Source organism: Bordetella sp. BOR01, assembly GCF_019218885.1.
In the GTDB taxonomy this organism is placed as follows: domain Bacteria; phylum Pseudomonadota; class Gammaproteobacteria; order Burkholderiales; family Burkholderiaceae_B; genus Bordetella_A.
In genome coordinates, this window is sequence record NZ_JAHUWT010000001.1 from 1449744 (window position 1) to 1472378 (window position 22635).

A 22635-nucleotide genomic window follows, 5' to 3' on the forward strand; every position below is an offset into this window, starting at 1 on the left:
GCTTAGCGGCGGCCGTTGAGCAGGCCGCCGCCGATCTGCAGCAGATCGTTCAGGCCGACCTGGCCGTCGCCGTCCTGGTCCAGCAGCGAGCCCAACAGCCCGCCGCCCGGGCCTCCCTGTTGGCGGGCGACGTCGCGTTCCTGGCCGAGCGTGGTGCTCAGGCCGCCGGCGTCCATGCCGTCGCCCTGCATGCGCTTGGCCAGGAACGCCATGACGATGGGCGCCAGCAGTTTCAGCAGGCCGGCGGCGTTATTGCCGCCCAGGCCGGTGGCCTGGCCCAGGTTGTCTTCGGCGCGTTGCTGGTTGTCGCCGAAGATATGGCCCAGGATGGCGCCGCTGTTGGCCGGGCTGCTGCCCGCCTCGGCACCGCCGCCCAATAGCGAACCCAGCAGGCCGCCCAGGTCGGCGCCGCCGCCGGCGTGGTCGCGCTGCAGGGCGCCGAACAAGGCCTCGGCGCCTTGCGGCTGGGCGGCATTGTGGCCCAGCGTGCCCAGCAGCATCGGCAATGCGGCGCCGACGGCGTCGCGGGTTTGCGCGGCGTCGGTGCCCAACTGCTGGGAAATCTGTTGCATGGGCGCGCCTTGAAGCTGCGCGAAAAGCTCGTCGGAAAGCGTGGCGGGAGAGTTCATGGCGTTTCTTCCTGATGAACGGGTTTGGTTAGCGTACCACCGGATGAGGCGGGGTGGGGCGCGGCGCGCGGCGCATTGCGCAGCAGCAGCCCGCCCAGCAGGGCGGCCGTGGCGGCGCAGATGGCGCCCAGCATGAACGCCAGGCGGTAGCCGCCATTGAGCGCATCGGGCAGCACGGCGCCGGCCGAGGCCAGGGCACCCGTGCGCGCTGCCGCCAGGCTGGCCAATATCGCCAGGCCCAGTGCGCCGCCCATCATGAACGCGGTGTTGACCACGCCCGAGGCCAGGCCCGATTCGTGCGGCGGCACGTCGTTCATGGCGGCCAGCAGCAGCGGGTTGAACGCGATGCCGGCCCCCAGCCCCAGCAGCAGCATGCCGGGCAGGATGTGCACGGCAAATCGGCCGTCGATGGGGGCCTGCGCGAACAGCGCCAGGCCCAGCGCGGCGATCGCCAGCCCGGCCGCCAGCGGTGCGCGGATACCGAAGCGCATCACCAGCCTGGCCGATACGCCCAGCGAACAGACGGCCATGATCAGGTTGCCGGGCAGGAAGGCCAGGCCGACCTGCAAGGCGCTGTAGCCCAGCACCAATTGCATGTATAGCGCCGAAATGAAGAACCACGCGAACATGGCGCCTGCCCACAGCACGCCCACCACGTTGGCGGTGGCCAGGTTGCGCAGCCGGAACAGGCCCAGCGGCATCAGCGGCGCCTCGCTGCGCGACTCGATGAACAAGAACGCCGCCAGCAGGACGGCCGCGGCGATCAGCAGCCCCAGTGACTGGGGCGAGGTCCAGCCGACCTCGTTGCCGTTCACCACGGCGTATACCGCCAGCATCAGCGACAGCGTCACGGTGGCGGCGCCTGCCAGGTCGAGCCGGATGCCGCTGCTGGCGGAACGTCCGCCGGGCAGCAGCACCAGGCACAGGCCGAACACCACGGCGCCGATCGGCAGGTTCACCAGGAAGATCCAGTGCCAGCTCAGGACGCTGGTCAGCAGGCCGCCCAGCAGTACGCCCACGCTGCCGCCACCGGCGCATACAAAACCGTACACGCCCATGGCCTTGGCGCGCTCGGCCGGTTCGGAAAACAGGTTCATGATCAGCGACAACGACACCGCCGAGACCACGGCGCCGCCCAGGCCCTGCACGGCACGCGCGGCCACCAGCAGTTCCTGGCTGCCTGCCACCCCGCACGCCAGCGAGGCCGCGGTAAACAGCGTCAGGCCCGCCAGGAAGACGCGGCGGGCACCGAACAGGTCGCCCAGCCGGCCGCCCAGCAGCAGGAAGCCGCCGAAGGTCAGCATGTAGGCGTTCACCACCCACACCAGGGCGGTTTCGGAAAACTGCAGGTCGGCGCGGATCGAGGGTAGCGCCACATTGACGATGGTGGTATCCAGGACGATCATCAGCACGCCCAGGCACAGCACCATCAGTGCCAGCCAGCGTTGCCTGTCTTGGAGAGAATGCTGCATGCAAGAGCTCCGTCAAAGGGAAAGGGGGGAATCAGCCCGCCATCTGGCCGCCGTTGATCAGCCACGACGTGCCGTAGCGGTCGGTCAGCGCGCCGAAGGCCTCGGCCCAGAAGGTTTTCTGCAGGGGCATGGTCACAGTGCCGCCCTCGGCCAGGTTATTGAAAATGCGGGTCGCGTCGGACACAGTGGGGAAAGCCAGCACCAGCGACACGCCCTGCTGGCCCTGGTAGGGTTGGTTGCCCGCGGCGTCCGAGGCCATCAGGGTCTGGCCGTCCAGGCTCAGCCGGGCATGCATGATGCGGTCTTGCGCGCCGGCCGGAATATCGGTGCCGTCGGGGGCCTGGCCGTATGTCAGCATCGCTTCGATGCGACCGCTCAAAGTATGTTCGTAGAAGCGCATGGCGTCGGCGCAGTTGCCGTCGAAGGTCAGGTAGGCGCAGAGCTGGGGCATGATGGATTCTCCGGTTGTGGGCGGGGCGGCGGCCCGTGTGGCCAACGGTGCGCGGCCAGTGTTGTAATGGCGGTCGCGCCGATGAACCATGAATGAAGCGTCACGATGACCATACAGATTAATGAAGAACTGCGAACCTATATAGACCCGCTCAGCGCGGACGAATACGCCGCGCTCGAGCGCAGCCTGCTGGCCGAAGGTTGCCGCGACGCGCTGGTGCTATGGAACGATGTATTGGTCGACGGCCACAACCGCTACGAGTTGTGTCGCAACCACGGCATCGAATTCAAGACTATCCAGAATACCCGTTTTACGTCCTTCGATGATGTCAGGCTGTGGATGATAGAGAACCACCTGGGCCGGCGCAGCGTGTCGGATTTCCAGCGCGGGGTGCTGGCATTGCGCAAGAAAGAAATCTTGCAGGCGCGCCAGGCGGAGCAGGCGCAGGCCGCCCTGCAGGCCTCGGCAGACGTGCCGGCCCCGCAAGCGGCCGAGCCAGCCCCGCTGCCCACCCGCCAGGCGTTGGCGCGGGCCGCGCGCGTCAGCAGCAATACGCTGGGGCAGATCGAGAAAATCCACAAGGACGCCGCGCCAGAGCTGGTGCGGGCGGTGAAGGCCGGGGATATTTCCATCAATGCGGCCGCCGCCGTGGCGACGCTGCCGGCCGATCAACAAGTGGCGGCCGCGGCGCAAGGGCGCAAGGCGCTGCGCGAGCTGGCGCGCCAGGCCCGCGAGGCCAAGGCGGCCTCGCGCGACAGCGATGCCGATGCTCCGCCCGCCGCCGACGAGCCCGTCGATGCCATCGACGATTATCCGGCCGAAGTGGCGCGCCTGCGCCGCCTGCTGGCCGCGCTGACCGAAGAACGCGATGCGCTGAAGAAGAAAGTCATGCACTTGACGGTGGCGTTGAGCGAAGCGCGCAACAACGCCTAGGGTCTCTGCACACGAAAAGCGCCCGCACTGGCCGGATATGGGGCCCTCATCCGGCCTGGCGGAATGTCAGGTTGATGCGGATCGCGCCCAGGCGCGGGTGGCTGGCGTCTTTCAGGGGCAGCACGCCGTGGTAGCGCAGGCGGTCGGGGCCGCCCCAGACCGCCACGTCGCCGTGGTGCAGCGGCACCCGCCGGGCCGGGTCGCCGCGCCGGCCGCCGCCGAACAGGAATACCGCCGGGATACCCAGCGAGACCGACACGATGGGGGCGCCGAAGTCGCGCTCGTTCTTGTCCTGGTGCAGGCCCATGCGCGCACCCGGCACATAGCGGTTGACCAGGCAGGCGTCGGGCCGGAAGCCGGCGAAGCCTGCGGCGTCGGCAGCGGCCTGCGCCAGGCGCAGGAAAGCGGCCGGCATGGCGGGCCAGGGCAGGCCGGTCTGCGGATCGTGGCGTGCATAGCGGTAGCCGTGGCGATCAGAAGCCCAGCCCAGCGCGCCGCAGTTGCTCAGCGCGGCCGACATGCGCAAGCCGCCCGGGGTTTCCATGTGTCGCAGCGGCGCGGCGGCCAGCACGCCGTCCAGTGCCGGCAGCACCGCATCGACGTATGGCAGGGCGTAGCCGCGCAGCACGACGGCGGCGGGGCCCAGGTCGATGCGGACGGGGGCAGTGTCATGCGGGTCGAACAGTTCCAGGTTCATGAGGGGGGCTGGCCGTGGTGGGTGCTGCCAGGCGCTACTGCGCGTCGTGGAAGATGATGCCCAACGTGTAGCGCCTGCCCGAGCGCACCTGGCTGACGCCGTGGCGCTGGTTGACGCGATAGTAGCCGCGCGCGCCCGGCACCGGCCGGTGGTGCACGGCGAACGCCACCGCGTCGCCCTGGCGCAGCGGCACCACCTCGGCGCGCGACTGCATGCGCGGACGCTGCGTGGTCAGCACGAATTCGCCGCCGGTGAAGTCGCGCTGCGGCTCGGACAGCAAGATGGCGACTTGCAGCGGGAACACGTGCTCGCCGTACAGGTCCTGGTGCAGGCAGTTGTAGTCGCCAGGGCCGTAGGCCAGGATCAGCGGCGTGGGGCGGTGCTGTCCGGCGGCATGGCAGCGCCGCAGGAACTGCGCATGGCTGGCGGGATAGCGCACGTCGATGCCCATGGCTTCGTTCCAGCGGTTGGCCAGCGGCGCCAGCAGGGGATACAGCGCCGTGCGCAATTGCGTGATGGGCTCGGGCAAGGGATAGGCAAAGTACTTGTATTCGCCTTGCCCGAAACCATGCCGCGCCATGACCACGCGGCTGCGATAGCGCGCGTCGTCGGCGTAGCCGGCAGACAGTTCCGCGCAGGCGCGGGCATCGAGCAGCGCGGGCAGCACTGCATGGCCGTCCCGGTCCAGGGCGGTTTCCAGGGCTGGCCAATCAAGCGCGGCCAGGCGGTCGGCGGCCGGCGGGGGGGCGGTGCAGTTCATGGCCCCAGTGTAGGCAGCGTGCCGGCTACGGGGCACCCCGGCTCTTGCGGCCGAACTTCCGGGCCGCGTTCAGCCGCAGCGCAGCGCGGTGATGGCGTCGCCGCCGTCAAGAATGATGTTCAGGCGCGCTGGGTTGTATTCCATGGTCATGACCTGGCCCGGCCGCAGGACGCGCAGCTCGCTGGATTGCGAGCGGGAACGCGCGTCGTCGCCTATCGATTCGGCATATTTCTGGCCGATCAGGTCTTGCACGGGCTGAGCGTCGCAGGTAGAGGTCGGGGCGGTGCCGCCCGATGGCGTGCCGGCGCTGTCGGCGGCAGGGGTATCGGACGAGGCGCGCTGGCTTCCGGGCGCGGCGCAGGCAGTCAGGCCGGCAACGAGGAAAACGGGAATCAGCTTGCGGATCATGGGGGCTCCTTCGGGCTGGATAGACATCCATGATAGACCAGCGCGGCAGTTGATTTGTTCAACGAGCCGGCCGGCCCCCGAAAGTCAGCCGGCGTCGCCCGCCAGTACCAGTGAAGCGCCCGCGGCGATTGTCGTCGCTGTGCCTCGCAGGCGGGCCACGTCGCGCAGCGGCGGCGCCCCGTATTGGCGGCTGTATTCGCGGCTGAATTGCGAGGCGCTTTCGTAGCCCACCTGGCGGGCCGCCGCGCCGGCGTCCGCCAGTCCGGCCAGCAGCAGGCGGCGCGCCTCTTGCAGGCGCAATTGCTTCTGGTATTGCAGTGGGCTCATGGCTGTCACCGCCTTGAAATGGTGGTGCAGCGACGACGTGCTCATGTTGACCGTATGGGCAAGCTGGTCGATGCGCAGGGGGTGGTCGAAATGCGTCTGCAGCCATTCGATGGCCTGGCGTACCTGGTGGGTGGGGCCCTCGTGGCGCGCGATGTGCCGCAGCCGTCCGCCCAGTTCGCCGTTCAGCAGGCGGTAGCTGATTTCGCGCCGCAATAGCGGCGCCAGCACCTGGATGTCTTGCGGCGTATCGAGCAGGCGCGCCAGCCGCAGCGCCGCGTCGAGCAGGGGCGGGCAGACCCGCGCCACGGCCAGGCCGCGCCCCGCGTCGGACTCGGCAGGCTGCGGCAGGCCGGTCTCGGCCAGCAGGTCGGCGGTGATGCGCGCGTCCAGGTCGAGCACGAAACACATATAGGGCGTGTCGGGACTGGCCAGGGTCACGCGCGAGGCCACCGGCAGGTCGATCGAGGTCAGCAGGTAGTGCGACGCGTTGTATTCGTAGACGTCCTCGCCCACTTCGACGCGCTTGGCGCCCTGCACCAGCAGCGCCAGCGACGGCCGGTACACGCCGAAAGTCAGTTCGCTGGGCTGTGACGAACGAAAGAACGACAAGCCCTCTATGGCGGTGGGATACAGGCCGTCGGCCTGCGCATGCCGGCCGATCAGCGCGGCCAGCTCGCCCAGGCCGTCGGCCAGGGCGGGCGGACAGGCTGCGGCATTGGTAGAGAAGGGGGCCATATTCACTGCCGATGTATCGGACCACGCCATATTACGCTTGCTCCGCCGGCGCCTTGATCTGGGCCGCGAAGGGCAGGGTGCGGATGCGCTGCCCCGTTGCGGCGTACAGGGCGTTGGCCACCGCCGGCGCCACCGGGGGCACGCCGGGTTCGCCCACGCCGGTGGGCTTTTCCGTGGATGCGACGGTGTGCACTTCAATGGCCGGCATTTCGTTGATGCGCATGACCGGGTAGTCGTGGAAGTTGCTTTGTTCGACCTGCCCGTCTTTCAAGGTCAGGGCGCCATGCAGCGCGGTCGACAGGCCGAAGCCGATGCCGCCTTCCATCTGGGCGCGCACGACATCGGGGTTCACCACCACGCCGCAGTCCAGCGCGCACACGATGCGATCGACCTTGAACGAGCCATCGGCCTTGACGGTGACTTCGGCCACTTGCGCCACGATGGTGTTGAACGATTCGTGCAGCGCGACGCCCCGGCCGCGCCGTTCGCCCTGCGCGCCGTCCGCCAGGGGCCGGGCCCAGCCGGCGCGTTCGGCCGCCAGTTCCAGCACCTTGCGGTGGCGCGGGTGCTGCTCGAGCAAGGCGGCGCGGTAGGCCACCGGATCTTGCCCGGCCGCCATCGCGGCTTCATCCATCAGGCCTTCGGCCGAAAATGCGGTGTGCGTGTGGCCGACCGACCGATACCACAGCACGGGCACGCCGATGTCCTTCGGGGTGTACGACTCGACCCGCAGATTGGGCACGGCATAGCGCAGGTCGGCCTGGCCTTCCACCGACGTGGGGTCGATGCCGTCTTTCATGGCGGCCTCGAACGGGCCGCCCAGGAAGATCGATTGCCCCGCCAGGCGAACGTGCCAGGCCTGCAGCTTGCCCTGCGCGTCCAGGCCGATACGCGCGCGGTGCACATTCAATGGCCGGTAGTAGCCGCCGCGCGTGTCGTCCTCGCGGGTCCAGACCAGCTTGATGGGCGCATGCACGCCCTGGTCGCGCGCGGCCTTGGCAATGGACACGGCCTCGGTCACGTAGTCGGCATGCGCGTTGGCGCGCCGGCCGAAACTGCCGCCGGCATAGAGCTGGGTGATGAACACTTGGTCCGGGGCCAGGCCCAGCATCTTGGCCACCGCCGCCTGGTCGACGCTCTGGAATTGCTCGCCGTTCCAGATGTCGCAGCGCCCATCGCCAAGCTGCACCAGGCAGTTCATGGGTTCCATCGCGGCATGGGCCAGGTAGGGCACTTCGTATTCGGCTTCGATGACTTTGGCGGCCTGCGCCAGCGCGGCATCCACGTCGCCGTGGCTGGCCGCCACGGTGCCGGGGCTGTCCAGCGCCTTGCGGTACTGCGCACGGATCTCGTCGGTGCCCTTGCGGTGGGCCTGGCTGTCGTCCCATTGCACTTGCAGCGCATCGCGCGCGGTGCGCGCGGCCCAGGTGTTGTCGGCCAACACGGCCACGCCCTCGAAGTTGTGCCCGGTGCCGGCAAACTGCAGCACATGGCGCACGCCGGGCACGGCCTTCGCCTTGCTGGCATCGAAACTGGCGACCTTGCCGCCGAAGCGGGGCGGGTGTGCGGCCATTGCGACCAGCATGCCGGGCAGCTTCATGTCCTGGGTGAACAGGGCCGTGCCGTTGGTCTTGGCAATGCCGTCCACGCGGCGCGGCGCTTCATTGCCGATCAGCTTGAAATCGGCCTGCGCCTTCAGCGGCACCGATTCGGGCACGGGCTGCCTGGCGGCGGCGGCCGCCAGTTCGCCAAAGCCTGCCTGCCGCTGCGACGCGGCATGGCGCACGATGCCCGCCGATACCGTGATGTCCTTGGGGTCGACCTGCCATCGTTCGGCCGCAGCGGCAACCAACATGGCGCGCGCCGTGGCGCCGGCACGGCGCATCTGTTCATACGAGTTGGCGATGGCGGTGCTGCCGCCGGTGCCTTGGAGGCCCAGCGCCAGGTTCTTGTACAAGTCGGTGTTGGCGGGGGCGCCTTCGACACGCACGCGAGACCAGTCGGCGTCGAGTTCCTCGGCCACCAGCGTGGCCAGGCCGGTGTAGGCCCCCTGGCCCATTTCCAGATGCTTGGACAGCACCGTCACGCTACCGTCGGTGCCGACGCGCACGAAGGCATTGGGAGCGAAGGCGTCGGCACTCGCCTGGTTGGTGGCGCCGCCGGCGGCACGCGCGGCCGCGGGGCCAAGCGCAATACCGAGCACCAGTCCGCCCGCGCCTTGCATGAAGCGGCGGCGGCTGACATTACGCACCGGCAGGATAGCCGCAGTGTGGGAACGCACGATGGGATGCATGACGGGCTCCTTCAGGCCAGCGCGCGCGCGGCTTCGTGGATGGCGGCGCGGATGCGCACATAGGTGGCGCAGCGGCACACATTGCCGCTCATGGCGCTGTCGATGTCGGTGTCGGTGGGCTGCTTGTTCTGGGCCAGCAGGGCGGTGGCCGACATGATCTGGCCCGATTGGCAATAGCCGCATTGGGCCACGTCGAGTTTGCGCCAGGCAGCCTGTACGGCTTGCCCGACTCTGTCGCCGTCCACGCCTTCGATGGTGGTGATTTTCTGGCCAGCCACGGCTGCCAGCGGCGTTACGCACGAACGGATCGGCGTGCCGTTGGCGTGCACCGTACAGGCGCCGCACAGCGCCATGCCGCAGCCGTATTTGGTGCCGGTCAGGTTGGCAACGTCGCGCAATGCCCACAGCAAGGGCATTTCATCGGGCGCGTCGAGTGCAGTGTCTTTGCCATTGATGTTCAAGCTGGCCATGGCGGATTCCTTCCTGGGCTTGCGGGGCCCGTGCCCCGCAGACGTGCAGGATAAGAAATCCGCACCGGCTACAGCAATGCCGATTACTCCGCCATTCTTGCCTGATCCTGCGAATATGCGGGACCAGGCGGCGCGCCTCAGGTGTGCTTGCGCGCGCGGCGCTGGCGCACCGCCTGGGCCAGGATGTCCAGCACCGGTTCGGTCTGCGCCCAGCCCAGGCAGGCGTCGGTGATCGATACGCCATGGCGCAGCGGCACGCCGGGCTTCAGGTCTTGGCGGCCTTCTTCCAGGTGGCTTTCGATCATGACGCCGATGATGCGCGATTCACCCTGCGCCAGCTGGCCGGCCACGTCGCGCGCCACGTCAACCTGGCGCTGGTGCGACTTGTTGGAGTTGGCGTGCGAGCAGTCGATCATGACCTGCTCGCGTTGCCCGGCCGACTTCAGGGCGGCGCAGCAGGCCGCCACGCTGGCCGCGTCGTAATTGGGGCCCTGCTTGCCGCCGCGCAGGATGACGTGGGTGTCGTCATTGCCGCGCGTCTCGAAGATGGCAGCCATGCCCATCTTGGTCATGCCCATGAAGGCATGGTGCGCGCGCGCGGCCACGATGGCATCGGCAGCGACTTGCATGCCGCCGTCGGTGCCGTTCTTGAAGCCCAGCGGGCAGCTCAGCCCCGATGCCAGCTGGCGGTGGCTGGGGCTTTCGGTGGTGCGGGCCCCGATGGCGCCCCAGGCGATCAGGTCGGCGATGTATTGCGGGCTGAGCAGGTCCAGGAATTCGGTGGCGATGGGCAGGCCCAGTGCGCCGATTTCCAGCAGCAGTTCGCGCGCGCGCCGCAGGCCTTCGTTGATGCGGAAGCTGCCGTCCAGGCGCGGATCATTGATATAACCCTTCCAGCCCACTGTGGTGCGCGGCTTTTCGAAGTACACGCGCATCACGACCAGCAGGTCGTCGCGCAGCGCCGGGGCGGCCGCTTGCAGGCGGCTGGCGTATTCCAGGGCCTGGTCGTGGTCGTGGATGGAACAGGGGCCCACCACCACCACCAGCCGGTCATCGCGGCCGTGCAGCACGTCGGCGATGCGGGCGCGGGCGTCTTCGACCAAGGCCAGCGTCGTTGCCGGTATCGGCAGTTCGTCTTGCAACAGGGCGGGGGAAATCAGGGGGCGTACCGCGCCGATGCGGACATCGTCGATACGCGTGGTGTCTTGGGTGGAATCAGCCTGGCCGGCCTCGCGGTCGTGCAGGGGGTCGTCGATACGGGTCATGACAGTCTCGGGAAAGCGGAATTCGGGGCTGCGGCATTATCGCACTCCGCGCCCCGCCCGCCATGCAGACCGTGTCAGCGGCGCGAGTCCAGCGCCATGCGCACGGCCAGGCCTGCCAGCACGGTGCCCATCAGCCAGCGCTGTATCACCAGCCACAGGGGCCGGCTGCCCAGGAAGCTGGCGATCGAGCCGGCCGCCAGGGCGATCAGGGCGTTGACGGTCAGGCTGATCAGCACCTGGGTGAATCCCAGCGTCAGCGATTGCAGCAGTACGCTGCCGTGCCCGGGGGAAATGAACTGCGGCAGCAGCGACAGGTACAGGATGGCGATCTTGGGGTTGAGCAGGTTGGTGACCAGCCCCATGGTGAACAACTGGCGCGGGCTGCTGCGTGGCAGTTCGCGCACCTGGAAGGGCGAGCGGCCACCCGGGCGCAGCGCCTGCCAGGCCAGGTAGCCCAGGTACAGCGCGCCGCCCAGGCGCAGGGCATCGTAGGCATAGGGCACCGACATCAGCAGGGCGGTGATGCCCAGCGCCGCGCACAGTACGTAGAACACGAAGCCCACCGCCACCCCGCCCAGCGAGACCAGGCCGGCGCGCGAGCCCTGCGAGATCGAGCGCGAGATCAGATACATCATGTTGGGGCCGGGTGTCAGCACCATGCCCAGCGATACCAGGGCGAAAGCCAGCAGATTGGATAACTCGGGCATGCGGCGCTCCAGGGCGGAAGGGGGTGGGGTTCCGCCAGAAAGCGTACCGCAAATCTGTATCGCAACAGCAGCTTATTCTGGCACCGGCGTGCGCAGCGTGACGAACTCTTCGGCCGCCGTGGGGTGGATGCCGATGGTTTCGTCGAACACCTGCTTGGTGGCGCCGGCTTTCAGGGCCACCGCCAGGCCCTGCATGATCTCGCCCGCGTCGGGGCCCACCATGTGGCACCCCAGCACGCGGTCGGTATCGGCGTCGACCACCAGCTTCATCAGGGACTTTTCCTGGTCGCCGGTCAGTGTCAGCTTCATGGGGCGGAAGCGGCTTTCGAAGCGCTTGACGCGGTAGCCGGCCTCTTGGGCCGCCTCGGTGGTCAGGCCCACGGTGCCGATATTCGGCAGGCTGAATACGGCCGTGGGGATCAGGTCGTAATCGACCTTGCGGTATTCCTCGGGGCGGAACAGCCGGCGCGCCACCGCCATGCCTTCGGCCAGGGCCACCGGCGTCAGGGGGACGCGGCCGATGACATCGCCGACTGCCAGGATCGACGGTTCGCTGCTGCGGTATTCGTCGTCGACGGCGATGAAGCCTTCGCCGTTGAGCTTCACGCCGGTATTTTCCAGGCCCAGGTTGTCCAGCATGGGGCGCCGGCCGGTGGCGTAGAACACGCAGTCGGTCTCGATGACATCGCCGCTTTTCAGGGTGGCCGCCAACGTGCCGTCGGGGCGCTTGTCGATGCGCGCCACGTCGGCATTGAAGCGCAGGTCCAGGCCTTTCTTGGTCAGTTCGTCGCGCAAGTGTTCGCGCACGCTGCCGTCGAATCCGCGCAGGAACAGCTCGCGCCGGTACACCTGTACGGTCTGCGCGCCCAGCCCGTTGAAAATCGAGGCGAATTCCACGGCGATATAGCCGCCGCCCACGACCAGCACCCGGCGCGGCAGGGTCTTCAGGAAGAACGCCTCGTTCGAGGTGATGGCATGTTCTCTGCCGGGAATGTCGGGCACCTGCGGCCATCCACCCGTGGCCACCAGAATGTGCCCGGCCGTGCAGCGCTGGCCGTTGACCTCGATCGTGTGCGCATCCAGCAGCCGGGCGTGGCCCTCGTACAAGGTGACGCCGTTGCCCACCAGCAGGTTGCGGTAGATACCGTTAAGGCGTTCGATCTCGCGGTTCTTGTTGGAGATCAGGGTCGGCCAGTCGAAGCCGGGTTGGCCGGCGCTCCAGCCGTAGCCCGAGGCCTGTTCGAAGTCTTCGCGATAGTGGGCGCCGTAGACCAGCAGTTTCTTGGGCACGCAGCCCACGTTCACGCAAGTGCCGCCCAGGTAGCGGCTTTCGGCCACGGCCACGCGTGCGCCGAAGCCGGCGGCAAAACGGGCCGCACGTACGCCGCCCGAGCCGGCGCCAATCACGAAGAGGTCAAAATCGAAAGCCATCGTGGTCCTTTGGCGGCGCCTGGCGCCGCGCACAAAATCTGACAAGAGCTGTATTAAACCTCTAAACGCCCCAGTCCCGCCCGCGCTGGGCAAGGCTGGCGCGGATCGGATACATTGCAGGCGATGGCTTCGCCAATAGCGGAGCCGCGTTCGGGGTGGGTACCCCGGTATAGGAACGCATGCAGACTGAAGACAGTTTTTTCGGCTCGGTGGGCGCCATGCTGGGCGAAGTCATCCGCGCCTTCGTGGCGGGGTTGCGCTATGTATTCGGCGGCCTGGGCTCGGCCCTGGGCGATTTTTTCTCGGGGCTGGCCGGCGCGCTGGGCATGAGCCCGTCGGTGTTCAATTTCGCCTTGCTGGTGCTGGGCCTGGTGCTGCTCTGGGCGGCCGTCAAGGCCTTCATGGGGCGCGCCATCGTGGCCGGCATCTTCTGGCTGGTATTGGCGATGCTGCTGCTGGGCGGCCTGATAGGCTAGAGCCTGTGTGAACAGGCCCTAGCTGCCGTCAGGCCGCGGCAATCACGTCCGCCAGGCGCCTGACCAGGGGCTCGAACAGTTCGGCCGACGTATTGCCGTAGCCCAGCACCAGGCCGTTGTCCAGGCGGGTCGGGCGCAGCGCGAAGGCCGACAGGGCGGCTGGCCCCAGGCCGGCGCGGCGGGCTGCCGCCGCGATGGCCCGATCGACATGGGCGGACGGCAGGCGCAGCGTCAGGTGCAGGCCGCCGTGGCCGCCCAGCACTTCGTGTTTGATCGGCAGGTGGCGCGCCAGCGCGGCGCGCAAGGCCTGTTGCCGGTCGCGATACAGGCGCCGCATGCGCCCCAGGTGACGGGCGAACTGGCCGCTGTCGATGAAGGCGGCCAGGGCCAGTTGCTCGTGCCGATGGCCGCCGCGCAGCAGTTCGTGCACCGCGGTGCGCAGGGGTTCGGCCAAGGCCGCAGGCAAGACCAGGAAGCCGATGCGCAAGGCGGGGAACATCGTCTTGCTGAACGTTCCCACATAAAGCACCGGCGCATCTGCGGCCAGCCCCTGCATGGCTGGAATCGGTTCGCCTTGGTGGCGGAACTCGCTGTCGTAGTCGTCTTCGATGATCCAGGCGCCGGCACGGCGCGCATGTTCCAGCAGTTCCAGGCGTCGCGCGGCGGCCAGCACCGCGCCGGTAGGGTACTGGTGCGAAGGGGTGGCGTAGATCAGCCGCGGCGGCTGGGTGCGCCACAAGGCTTCGGGCACGGCAATGCCTTGGGCATCGACCCGCACCGGCACCACCCGCAAGTCGCCGGCCTGGAAGGCGGCCTTGGCGCCGCGGTAACCCGGGTCTTCGACCCAGGCGGTATCGCCCGGGTTGCCCAGCAAGCGCACGCACAGTGCCAGGGCTTCCTGCGCCCCTTCGGTGATGACGATCTGCCCGGCGGTGCAGCGCACGCCGCGCGACACGCCCAGGTGCTGGGCAATGGCCTGGCGCAAGGCCGGTTCGCCGGCCGGGTCGCCATAGCCCAGTGTGGCCATGGACATGTCGCGCAGGGCGCGGTCCACCGCGCGGCGCCAGGCGCCCAGCGGAAAATGGCTGAGCGCCGGCGTGCCGGGGCGCAGGGCCACGCCCGCATCGGTGTGCGGGGCAGAGGGTGCGATGCGCGTCACGCGCCGCGCCGCGGGCGCGCTGGGCAACGGGGGCGCCGCGCGCGCACCGGGGGACGGCGGCAGCGGCGCTATGCGGGTGCCCTGGCGGTCGGCCCGCACATAGCCTTCCGCCGTCAGTTGGCCATAGGCCAGCAGCACGGTATTGCGTGAAATGCCCAACTGTTCGGCCAGCGTGCGCGATGCCGGCAGCCGGCTGCCCGGCGGCATGCGGCCGTCCAGGATGGATTGCTTCAGGCGCTGCAGCAGTTGCCGCTGCAGCGTGTGCCGGCCATGGGGTGCGGCCAGGGGGCTGTCGAGCAGGGCGGCGCGAGGTTCCATGGCACCATGAAATAAGCATTGTTTGGTGCTTTTTAGCATGCCACGAATCCGATAGCGTATGGCATGTTTTTCCCACATGCCGCTCTTGATAAGGATCTACAGCATGTCCACTGCCATGTCGCCGCAGCAGCCGGTCGGTCAGCCCGTTCCCAACTGGACCCCGCGCCCGCGTCCTCCGCGCGAACCGATCGCCGGGCACTATTGCCGCCTGGAACCGCTGGACGCGGCGCGCCACGGCGCCGACCTGCATGCCGCCTTCAACCAGACCCCTGATGGTAGCGACTGGACCTACACCTATGCCGGACCGTTTCCCGACGAAGCCAGCTACCTGGCCTACGCACACACGGCGCAGGCCTCCGAAGATCCGCAGCATTTCGCCATCATCGACCTGGCCAGCGGCCGCGCCGTGGGCACCCTGGCCGCCATGCGCATCGATGCCGCCAACGGCGTGATCGAAGTGGGCAGCGTGGCGTATTCACGCCGCCTCAAGCGCACGCCGGCCGCCACGGAAGCGCAGTACCTGCTGATGCGGCGCGCCTTCGACCAACTGGGCTACCGGCGCTATGAGTGGAAGTGCGACAGCCTGAACGCCCCATCGCGGGCCGCCGCGTTGCGGCTGGGCTTCCAGTTCGAGGGCATTTTCCGCCAGGCCGTGGTGTACAAGGGCCGCAACCGCGACACCGCCTGGTTCTCGATCATCGACGGCGAATGGCCGGCGGTGCGCAGCGGGCTGGAACAGTGGCTGGCCCCCGACAACTTTGATGCCCAGGGCAAGCAGCGCCGGCGGCTGGGGGACTTGATCGCGCAAGCCCGGTAGCGGGACGGGACCGCGGGCGTCCCGGCCTACGGCGCCTTCATCCGTATGCCGATGACGATCAGTATCCCCACCATCACCATCAGCGCGCCCGCCACGAACGCCGCATCCAGCGGCTCGTCCAGGATCAGCACCCCGAACGCCACGCCGAACAGCGGGGTCATGAACGACAGGATGGACAGGCGCGTGGCCAGGTAGCGGCGCAGCAGCCAGAACCAGACCAGCAGGCTGAACAAGGCTACCCCAAATGCCTGGAAGGCCAGGCTGGCCAGGGCCGGCGGCGAGAACACGGGGTTGCCCTGGCCAGTGGCCCAGGCGAATAGCGGTAGCGCCACGCCGGCCACGACCATCTGGTACAGCAGCGTCTTGGTGGGCGGCGCTTCAGACAGCCGCGACTTGCGGATGGCGACAGTGGTGGTGCCCCAGGCAGCGCCGGCCAGCACGCCCAGCAGGTCGCCCAGCAGCATCGCAGGCGCCGAGACTTCCTGGCTGCGGCCCAGGAATGCCAGCGCGATGCCGGCAAAAGCGATGGCTACACCCAGCCATTGCGCGGGTCGCAGGCGTTCTTCGCGCAGGGTGAAGTGCAGGCCCAGCGCCGTGAAGATCGGGGCCGTGTACAGGAACACCGACATATGCGAGGCGGTGGTGTACAGCAGGCCCTGTGCCACCAGCAAGAACTCCGCGGCAAACAAGGCGCCGGCCACCAGGCCCGGCACCAGCGTGCCATCGGCGAACACCGCCCATCCTTCCTTGCGCAACACAATGCATGCCAGCACCACGGCGGCGAAAACCGAACGCAGGCCGATCTGCAGCGTGGGCGAAATGTCGGCGGCCACCAGCTTGATGGCGATCTGCTGGAACCCCCAGCACAGGCACAGCATCAACATCAATCCGGTGGCACGGATATCCAGCGGCAGGCGAGCGGCGGGCAACATGGTGTCAGTATTCCATTGCGCTACAGGCCACCCATGTCGCATGAAGCAGGCGCAACGAGATCGGGGACGCCGCGGAGCCGGCTTCGCCGGTCCGCCAGCGTCGCCCCCTCGAGGTGGATGAGCCCGGACATGGAACAGTCCTTGAGGACTGTCCCCTGCCTGGCGAATCCGAGTAGCCTGCCAGCCGCGAGGTGGATGAGCCCGGACAGGGAACAGTCCTTGAGGACTGTTCCCTGCCTGGCGAATCCGAGCGGCCTGCCAGCCGCGAGGTGGATGCGCGCAGCGCTTCGGGGGTGGGGCCTTTCAGGGCAGTTCGGCAGGATAGCTGTCCAGTGCCAGGCTGATCTGCTGGCGCAGGTCCCATTCGGCCAGCGATGCATTGACCGGGCCGTAGAAGGCGCCGTCCCGGGCCAGGAACAGGGCAGGCAAATGGAAGACCTCGTAGCGCGCCACCAGTCCGCCGTTGTCGCCGGCATCGATCCAGCACAGGCGTTCGACCGGCAGGTCCAGCAAGGGCAGTTGCTCGCGCGCGATCTTGCAGGTGGCGCAGGTGCGGCTATGGAAAGCCAGCAACGACAGGCCCGGGGCATCGAGCAGATAGCGGTCGGCGGTGCTGTCGGTCAGTTCGATCTGCTGCATGCGGATGGGCGGTGGCTGGGGAAGTACGGACAATAGCGCATTCGGCGGCGCCCGCGCGGGGCGCCGCGCACGTTCAGCGCGCCAGGTTGCGGTCGAGTTCGAGCACGGTTTCGTACAGCACGCGCGTGCCATCGAGCAACTGCGCGGGCTCGATCCATTCCTCGGGGCAATGGCTGCGTCCGCCCAGGCACGGGATGAACACCATGCCGATAGGGCCGGTGGGCGCCATGTACACCGCATCGTGGCCGGCGCCGCTGGGCAGTGGCATCGAGGCATAGCCCAGGCGGCCGGCCGCCGCTTCGATGGCCTGCATGACCAGCGGCGAGCACGCGGTGGGATGGGCGCGGCTGACCGGCGCCACGGTGGCGGCCAGGCGCAGCGCTGCAAGGTCGTCGGCCAGGCCGGCCATCAGGGTTTCGGGAAAGGCATCCAGCACGGCATCGCTGTCGCTGCGCACTTCCAGCATCAGCTCGGCGCGGCCCGGCACGGCGTTGGCGGCGTTGGGCGTGATCTCGATACGGCCCACGGTGGCCACCACATAATGCGGCTTGCCGCTAAGGTGGCTGGCCTGGCGGTGGGCGGCGTCGATCACGCGGGCGGCGCCCACCAGGGCATCGCGGCGGATGTCCATGGGCGTGGTCCCGGCATGGTCGGGCTGGCCCTGTACGGTGATCAGCACGCGGCGGATGCCCACGATATGCGTGACCACGCCGATGGGCAACTGGCGGGTTTCCAGCACCGGGCCCTGCTCGATATGCAGTTCCACGAACGCGGCCGTGTCGCCCGCGCCGCGCAGCGGCGTCGTCAAGGCGGCCGGATCGCCGCCGATGCGCCGCAGCCCGTCGGCCAGCGATTCGCCCTGGGGATTGCGGGCCGCCAGCATGGCGGCGTCCAGTTGCCCGCACAGGGCCCGGCTGCCCACGCACGATATGCCGTAGTCGCTGGGCTCTTCGGACAGGAAGTCGATGACCTCGAACGGGTGCTCCAGCGCGATGCCCTGTTCGTGCAGGGTACGGGCCACTTCGATGCCCGCCAGCACGCCGATGATGCCGTCGAACCTGCCGCCGCTCATGACGGTGTCGCAGTGCGAACCGGTAACGATGGGTTTGCGCGCAGGGTCGCGGCCGGCGCGCCGGCCCACCAGGTTGCCGCCGGCATCAAGATGTACCTCGAGGCCGGCGTCGGCGAATTCCTGGGCCAGCCAGGCGCGTGCCTGTTCAAACAGCGGCGAGAAAGCGCGGCGTGTCCAGGGGACGTCGGGCAGGGTGTAGCGGGCAAGCGTTTCGACGCGAGACCAAAGGCGTTCGGTGTTCAAGGGGGGGAAAACGGGGGGCATAGAAATCCTGGATAAACATTGCAGGCGTGCACGGCAGTGCCGCGGGCACGGCACGCAACGCCTGCGGCGATTATGGCATGGCCGCGTCCGGTGACCGGATCGTCGGCGGCAGTGGCGGAGCCAGCCCGTCGCGTTCGCGACGCAGCCAGCGGCGCGTCATCAGCACGGCCACCACGCCCAGCCCGATTGCCAGGCCGCTCCAGATGCCCGCGCCGCGCCAGCCCGCCCAGAAGGCCAGCGCGGCGCCGGCCGGCAGGCCCAGGCCCCAATAGCCAATGGCTGCGTAGACCATGGGAACGCGCGTGTCATGCAGGCCGCGCAGCATGCCGGCCCCCATGACCTGCGCACCATCGACGATCTGGAACACCGCAGCCACGGCCAGGTACGACGAGGCCAGGGCCAGCAACGACGCATTGGCGGGGGCGTGCACATCGAAGAACGCGGCCAGCAGCCAGTGCGGCACGGTGATCATCAGCATGGCCGCGATCAGCATCGATCCCACGCCCAGCGCGTACGCGGTCCAGCCGGCGCGCTGGATGGCGGCCGCATCGCGGGCGCCGTAGGCATGTCCCACGCGTACGGTGGCGGCCTGGGCAATGCCGTAGGGCACCATGAAACTGATGCTGGCGATCTGGATGGCCACCGCATGCGCGGCCAGTTCCGCCTCGCCCAGCCAGCCCATCAGGAAGGCCGCCGCGTTGAAGATCGTGACCTCGAAGGCCGTGGCCGCCGCGATCGGCAGGCCGAGTTTCCATAAGGCCACCAGCCTGTGCCAGTCGGGCTGCCAGGCCCGGCTGAACAAGCGGTAGCGGCGAAAGCGGCGCTCGCAGGTGACGACGACAATCATGCCCAGGAACAGGAACAGGCTGGCCGCCGCGCTGGCGATGCCCGCGCCGGCCAAGCCCATTTGGGGAAAGCCCAGGTTGCCGAACACCAGTACCCAATCGGCCAGGGCGTTGAACAGGATGCCCGCCAGGGCCACCCATAGTGCCGAGCGCGGCCGCTGCAATGCGGCCACGAACGAGCGCAGCACCAGGAATCCCAGGAAGGACGGCAGCGCCCAGAGCAGGGCGCGCAAATAAACGGCTGCCTGCGCGGCCAGTTCGGGCGGCTGGCGGATGGCCAGCAGAATGGCCTCGCCGTGCCACAGCGCCAGGCAGCCGGGCACGGAAATAATGACGGCCGTCCATAGCCCCTGTGCCACGGTGCGGCGCACATCGCGTACCGAATGGCGGCGTGAGCCCAGTTCGCGCGCCACCATGGGCGCCGTGGCGGTAACCAGGCCCAGTGAAAAGAATGCGAAAGCCGCATACAGGTTGGCGCCCAGGGCGCTGGCGGCCAGGGCGTGCGACCCCAGCCGTCCGATGAAGATCACATCGGTGGCGGTCATGGCGATCTGCGCCAGGCTGGTCAGGACAAGAGGCAGGCTCAGCGCCAGGGTGGCGCGAATTTCCCGCGTCCAGGCCGCGCGGGCGGCAATGATGTACGACATTGGGTTTCCCGGCGTCAAGGCGGCATGATAAGCCCTGCCTGGGGTTTTCCCTGAATTTCCCCCGGGTGCTCCGGGGGAAATTCCCAGGCCTGGTGCGGCCGGAGGGCAAGGCCGCAAGCCGTCCCCGCTCGCCTGGCCCCGCTGTTTATAGGGACGCAGCAGACATACGATGTTTCATTCCTTGCGCCGTAGATTGGCAAGGACGGCACGTAGGCAAGTAATATGACGCCACTGATTCAACAAACAATGCGGGTCCCTTGCGGGCCCGCATGGTCTTTTACCCTTAGGAGATGGGCCCGATGAATAAACCGTTCGACGGAGGGATCGCTTCGCTCAATGTTCCCGCATACGTCAAGCACCAGGGGCTGATCGAGTGGGTCGCGCGCGTAGCCGCGCTGACCAAGCCCGATAACGTAGTCTGGTGTGACGGATCCCAAGAAGAATACGATCGCCTGTGCGAACAGATGGTCCAGTCGGGCATGCTGCGCCGGCTGAATCCGGCCAAGCGCCCCAATTCGTACCTGGCATGGTCCGACCCTTCCGATGTCGCGCGGGTCGAGGACCGTACTTTCATCTGCTCCGAACGCGCCGAGGACGCCGGCCCCACCAACAACTGGGCCGATCCTGCCGAAATGCGCGCCACCCTGGATGGCCTGTTCGACGGGGCCATGCGCGGGCGCACCATGTACGTGGTGCCGTTCTCGATGGGGCCGCTGGGCTCCGATATCGCCCACATCGGCGTCGAGCTCTCGGACAGCCCCTATGTGGTGGTGAACATGCGCATCATGACCCGCATGGGCCGCGCGGTGTTCGATGTGCTGGGCGCCGAAGGCGAGTTCGTGCCCTGCGTGCATAGCGTGGGCGCGCCGCTGGCCGCGGGCCAGGCCGATGTGGTGTGGCCCTGCAACCCCACCAAGTACATCGTTCACTACCCCGAATCCCGCGAAATCTGGAGCTTCGGCTCGGGCTACGGCGGCAATGCGCTGCTGGGCAAGAAGTGCTTCGCGCTGCGCATCGCCTCGACCATGGGCCGCGACCAGGGCTGGCTGGCCGAGCACATGCTGATCCTGGGCGTTACCTCGCCCAAGGGCCGCAAGTACCACGTGGCCGCGGCCTTCCCGTCGGCTTGCGGCAAGACCAACTTCGCCATGCTGATCCCGCCCCAGGGCATGGATGGCTGGAAGGTTTCCACCGTGGGCGATGACATCGCCTGGATCAAGCCGGGCGCCGATGGCCGCCTGCGCGCCATCAACCCCGAGGCCGGCTATTTTGGCGTGGCCCCGGGCACCAGCGAGAAAACCAATTTCAACGCCATGGCCACCTTGAAGGCCAATGTCATTTTCACCAACGTCGCGCTGACCGATGACGGCGATGTCTGGTGGGAAGGCATGACCGATACCGCGCCCGATCACCTGGTCGACTGGCAGGGCCAGGACTGGACCCCGCAGTCCGCCAAGGAAACCGGCCGCAAGGCGGCGCACCCGAACGCCCGCTTCACCGCGCCGGCCGCGCAGTGCCCGTCCATCGACCCCGAATGGGAAAACCCCGCAGGCGTGGTCATCGACGCGTTCATCTTCGGCGGCCGCCGTTCCACCACCGTGCCGCTGGTGACCGAAGCCCGCAACTGGGTCGAAGGCGTATACATGGCCGCCACCATGGGCTCTGAAACCACCGCTGCCGCGGCAGGCCAGCAGGGCGTGGTGCGCCGCGACCCGTTCGCCATGCTGCCGTTCTGCGGCTACAACATGAGCGACTACTTCGGCCACTGGCTGAAGCTGGGGCAGCGGCTGCAGGCCGCTGGCGCCGTGCTGCCGCGCATCTACTGCGTCAACTGGTTCCGCAAGGGACCCGATGGCAAGTTCGTGTGGCCGGGCTTCGGCGACAACATGCGCGTCCTGAAATGGATGCTGGGCCGCATCGACGGCACGGCCGATGGTGTCGAGCAAGTGTTCGGCGTATCGCCCACCTATCAGGACATCGACTGGACGGGTCTGGAATTCAGCCCCGATAAATTCCAGCAAGTGATCTCGGTGGACGTCGCCTCGTGGCGCGACGAACTGGCGCTGCACGACACGTTGTTCCAGCAACTGGCCGACCGCCTGCCGGGCGAACTGCCGGATGTGAAGTCCTCCATCCAGAACCGCCTGGCTGCTTGAGGCCGGCGCGCGATGCGGGCAGCGCGCCAGGCACCCAGCGGGTGCCTGGCGCGTTTCGGATATCCATATTGCGGCCCCGTCATTTTGCAAGCACCTGAGGCCATGCCGCTCAACCCCGACGACCTGCGCCACATCAGCGGCCAGACACTGGCCCACTACAACGAACGCGCCGACAGCTTCGCGGCCGGCACGCGCGACCACGACGTCAGCCAGAACATTGCCGCGCTGCTGCGCCACTTGGGTGGCGCGCCGCCCTACGACATCCTTGACCTGGGCTGCGGCCCGGGCCGCGACTTGCAGGCCTTTGCCGCGCTGGGCCATCGCGCGGTGGGGCTGGATGGCGCCGCCCGCTTCGTGGCCATGGCGCGCCAGGCGTCGGGCTGCGAGGTGTGGCAGCAAGACCTGCTCGACCTGGACCTGCCCGCCAGCCGCTTCGATGGCATTTTTGCCAACGCGGTGCTCTTTCATGTGCCCAGCCAGGAACTGCCGCGCGTGCTGCGGCAACTGCATGCCGCCCTGCGTTGCGGCGGCGCGCTGTTCTGCTCGAATCCGCGCGGCGACAACCAAGAGGGCTGGAACCGTGGCCGCTACGGGGCCTATCACGACCTGGACGCCTGGCGGGTGCTGATGAACCAGGCCGGCTTTGACGAACTGGAACACTACTACCGGCCCGCTGGCCTGCCGCGCGACCAGCAACCCTGGCTGGCCAGCGTCTGGCGACCCCGGTCTTGA

22 protein-coding genes are annotated in these 22635 nt (G+C 68.3%); 5 read left to right on the forward strand and 17 right to left on the reverse strand.

The features are described from left to right. Positions 1-2: 2 nt before the first annotated feature. From KW845_RS07000 to KW845_RS07010, 3 genes are read right to left on the reverse strand one after another with little or no spacing between them, the layout of a single operon-like run. Positions 3-629 carry a DUF937 domain-containing protein gene (locus KW845_RS07000; protein WP_218368410.1) on the reverse strand — a complete coding sequence of 209 codons (627 nt, stop codon included), beginning with the start codon at positions 627-629 and terminating at the stop codon, positions 3-5. Beyond that, a complete protein-coding gene (locus KW845_RS07005; RefSeq protein WP_218368411.1) occupies positions 626-2101 on the reverse strand; it encodes a DHA2 family efflux MFS transporter permease subunit in 1476 nt (491 codons plus the stop codon). Before KW845_RS07005 ends, KW845_RS07000 begins: the two co-directional genes overlap by 4 nt. A 31-nt stretch (positions 2102-2132) precedes the next feature. Beyond that, a complete protein-coding gene (locus KW845_RS07010; RefSeq protein WP_218368412.1) occupies positions 2133-2552 on the reverse strand; it encodes a VOC family protein in 420 nt (139 codons plus the stop codon). A 105-nt stretch (positions 2553-2657) separates the two neighbouring features. Between KW845_RS07010 and KW845_RS07015 the strand changes: the two genes are divergently transcribed. Further along, positions 2658-3485, forward strand: a complete 828-nt coding sequence (locus tag KW845_RS07015; RefSeq protein ID WP_218368413.1) for a hypothetical protein — start codon at positions 2658-2660, stop codon at positions 3483-3485. A 46-nt stretch (positions 3486-3531) separates the two neighbouring features. Here the strand turns inward: KW845_RS07015 and alkB are convergent, their stop codons facing one another. The 9 genes from alkB to gorA form a co-directional block, all read right to left on the reverse strand. Continuing rightward, positions 3532-4182, reverse strand: coding sequence for a DNA oxidative demethylase AlkB (gene alkB, locus KW845_RS07020; protein WP_218368414.1), 651 nt, complete (start codon positions 4180-4182; stop codon positions 3532-3534). Between the two features lie 34 nt (positions 4183-4216). Continuing rightward, complete coding sequence (locus tag KW845_RS07025) at positions 4217-4942, reverse strand: 2OG-Fe(II) oxygenase (protein WP_218368415.1); 726 nt, start codon at positions 4940-4942, stop codon at positions 4217-4219. A gap of 69 nt (positions 4943-5011) precedes the next feature. Beyond that, positions 5012-5350, reverse strand: a complete 339-nt coding sequence (locus KW845_RS07030) for an I78 family peptidase inhibitor (RefSeq protein ID WP_218368416.1) — start codon at positions 5348-5350, stop codon at positions 5012-5014. An 84-nt stretch (positions 5351-5434) separates the two neighbouring features. After that, positions 5435-6412, reverse strand: a complete 978-nt coding sequence (locus KW845_RS07035) for an AraC family transcriptional regulator (protein WP_218368417.1) — start codon at positions 6410-6412, stop codon at positions 5435-5437. A gap of 31 nt (positions 6413-6443) precedes the next feature. Beyond that, positions 6444-8705 (reverse strand): xanthine dehydrogenase family protein molybdopterin-binding subunit, encoded by a 2262-nt coding sequence (locus KW845_RS07040; protein WP_218368418.1) that lies wholly within the window; start codon positions 8703-8705, stop codon positions 6444-6446. Positions 8706-8716: 11 nt separating this feature from the next. Continuing rightward, complete coding sequence (locus KW845_RS07045; RefSeq protein WP_218368419.1) at positions 8717-9175, reverse strand: (2Fe-2S)-binding protein; 459 nt, start codon at positions 9173-9175, stop codon at positions 8717-8719. A gap of 137 nt (positions 9176-9312) precedes the next feature. Beyond that, a complete protein-coding gene (locus KW845_RS07050) occupies positions 9313-10440 on the reverse strand; it encodes a 3-deoxy-7-phosphoheptulonate synthase (protein WP_255592414.1) in 1128 nt (375 codons plus the stop codon). Positions 10441-10514: 74 nt separating this feature from the next. Next, a complete protein-coding gene (locus tag KW845_RS07055; protein ID WP_218368420.1) occupies positions 10515-11147 on the reverse strand; it encodes a LysE family translocator in 633 nt (210 codons plus the stop codon). A gap of 72 nt (positions 11148-11219) precedes the next feature. Then, complete coding sequence (gene gorA / locus KW845_RS07060) at positions 11220-12578, reverse strand: glutathione-disulfide reductase (protein ID WP_218368421.1); 1359 nt, start codon at positions 12576-12578, stop codon at positions 11220-11222. Between the two features lie 179 nt (positions 12579-12757). Between gorA and KW845_RS07065 the strand changes: the two genes are divergently transcribed. Then, positions 12758-13054, forward strand: a complete 297-nt coding sequence (locus tag KW845_RS07065; RefSeq protein ID WP_218368422.1) for a hypothetical protein — start codon at positions 12758-12760, stop codon at positions 13052-13054. Between the two features lie 28 nt (positions 13055-13082). Here the strand turns inward: KW845_RS07065 and KW845_RS07070 are convergent, their stop codons facing one another. Beyond that, positions 13083-14570: a PLP-dependent aminotransferase family protein gene (locus KW845_RS07070; RefSeq protein ID WP_218368423.1), complete on the reverse strand. Its 1488-nt coding sequence runs from the start codon at positions 14568-14570 to the stop codon at positions 13083-13085. A gap of 64 nt (positions 14571-14634) precedes the next feature. Here KW845_RS07070 and KW845_RS07075 point away from each other — a divergent pair, with 64 nt between their 5' ends. After that, the gene (locus KW845_RS07075) at positions 14635-15348 is read left to right on the forward strand and encodes a GNAT family N-acetyltransferase (protein WP_218368424.1); all 714 of its coding nucleotides are present in this window, start codon (positions 14635-14637) and stop codon (positions 15346-15348) included. A gap of 26 nt (positions 15349-15374) precedes the next feature. Here the strand turns inward: KW845_RS07075 and KW845_RS07080 are convergent, their stop codons facing one another. The 4 genes from KW845_RS07080 to KW845_RS07095 all read right to left on the reverse strand — a co-directional run bounded on the left by KW845_RS07080 (position 15375) and on the right by KW845_RS07095 (position 19747). Then, positions 15375-16280 carry a DMT family transporter gene (locus tag KW845_RS07080; RefSeq protein WP_218368425.1) on the reverse strand — a complete coding sequence of 302 codons (906 nt, stop codon included), beginning with the start codon at positions 16278-16280 and terminating at the stop codon, positions 15375-15377. Positions 16281-16583: 303 nt separating this feature from the next. Further along, a complete protein-coding gene (locus KW845_RS07085; protein WP_218368650.1) occupies positions 16584-16919 on the reverse strand; it encodes a thioredoxin in 336 nt (111 codons plus the stop codon). Between the two features lie 73 nt (positions 16920-16992). Next, a complete protein-coding gene (locus KW845_RS07090; RefSeq protein WP_218368426.1) occupies positions 16993-18255 on the reverse strand; it encodes a Zn-dependent hydrolase in 1263 nt (420 codons plus the stop codon). Positions 18256-18325: 70 nt separating this feature from the next. Continuing rightward, positions 18326-19747, reverse strand: coding sequence for an MATE family efflux transporter (locus KW845_RS07095; protein WP_218368427.1), 1422 nt, complete (start codon positions 19745-19747; stop codon positions 18326-18328). A 299-nt stretch (positions 19748-20046) separates the two neighbouring features. Here KW845_RS07095 and KW845_RS07100 point away from each other — a divergent pair, with 299 nt between their 5' ends. Continuing rightward, positions 20047-21903, forward strand: a complete 1857-nt coding sequence (locus KW845_RS07100) for a phosphoenolpyruvate carboxykinase (GTP) (RefSeq protein WP_218368428.1) — start codon at positions 20047-20049, stop codon at positions 21901-21903. Positions 21904-22005: 102 nt separating this feature from the next. Then, on the forward strand, positions 22006-22635 hold the full coding sequence (locus KW845_RS07105) for a class I SAM-dependent methyltransferase (protein ID WP_218368429.1): 630 nt from the start codon (positions 22006-22008) through the stop codon (positions 22633-22635).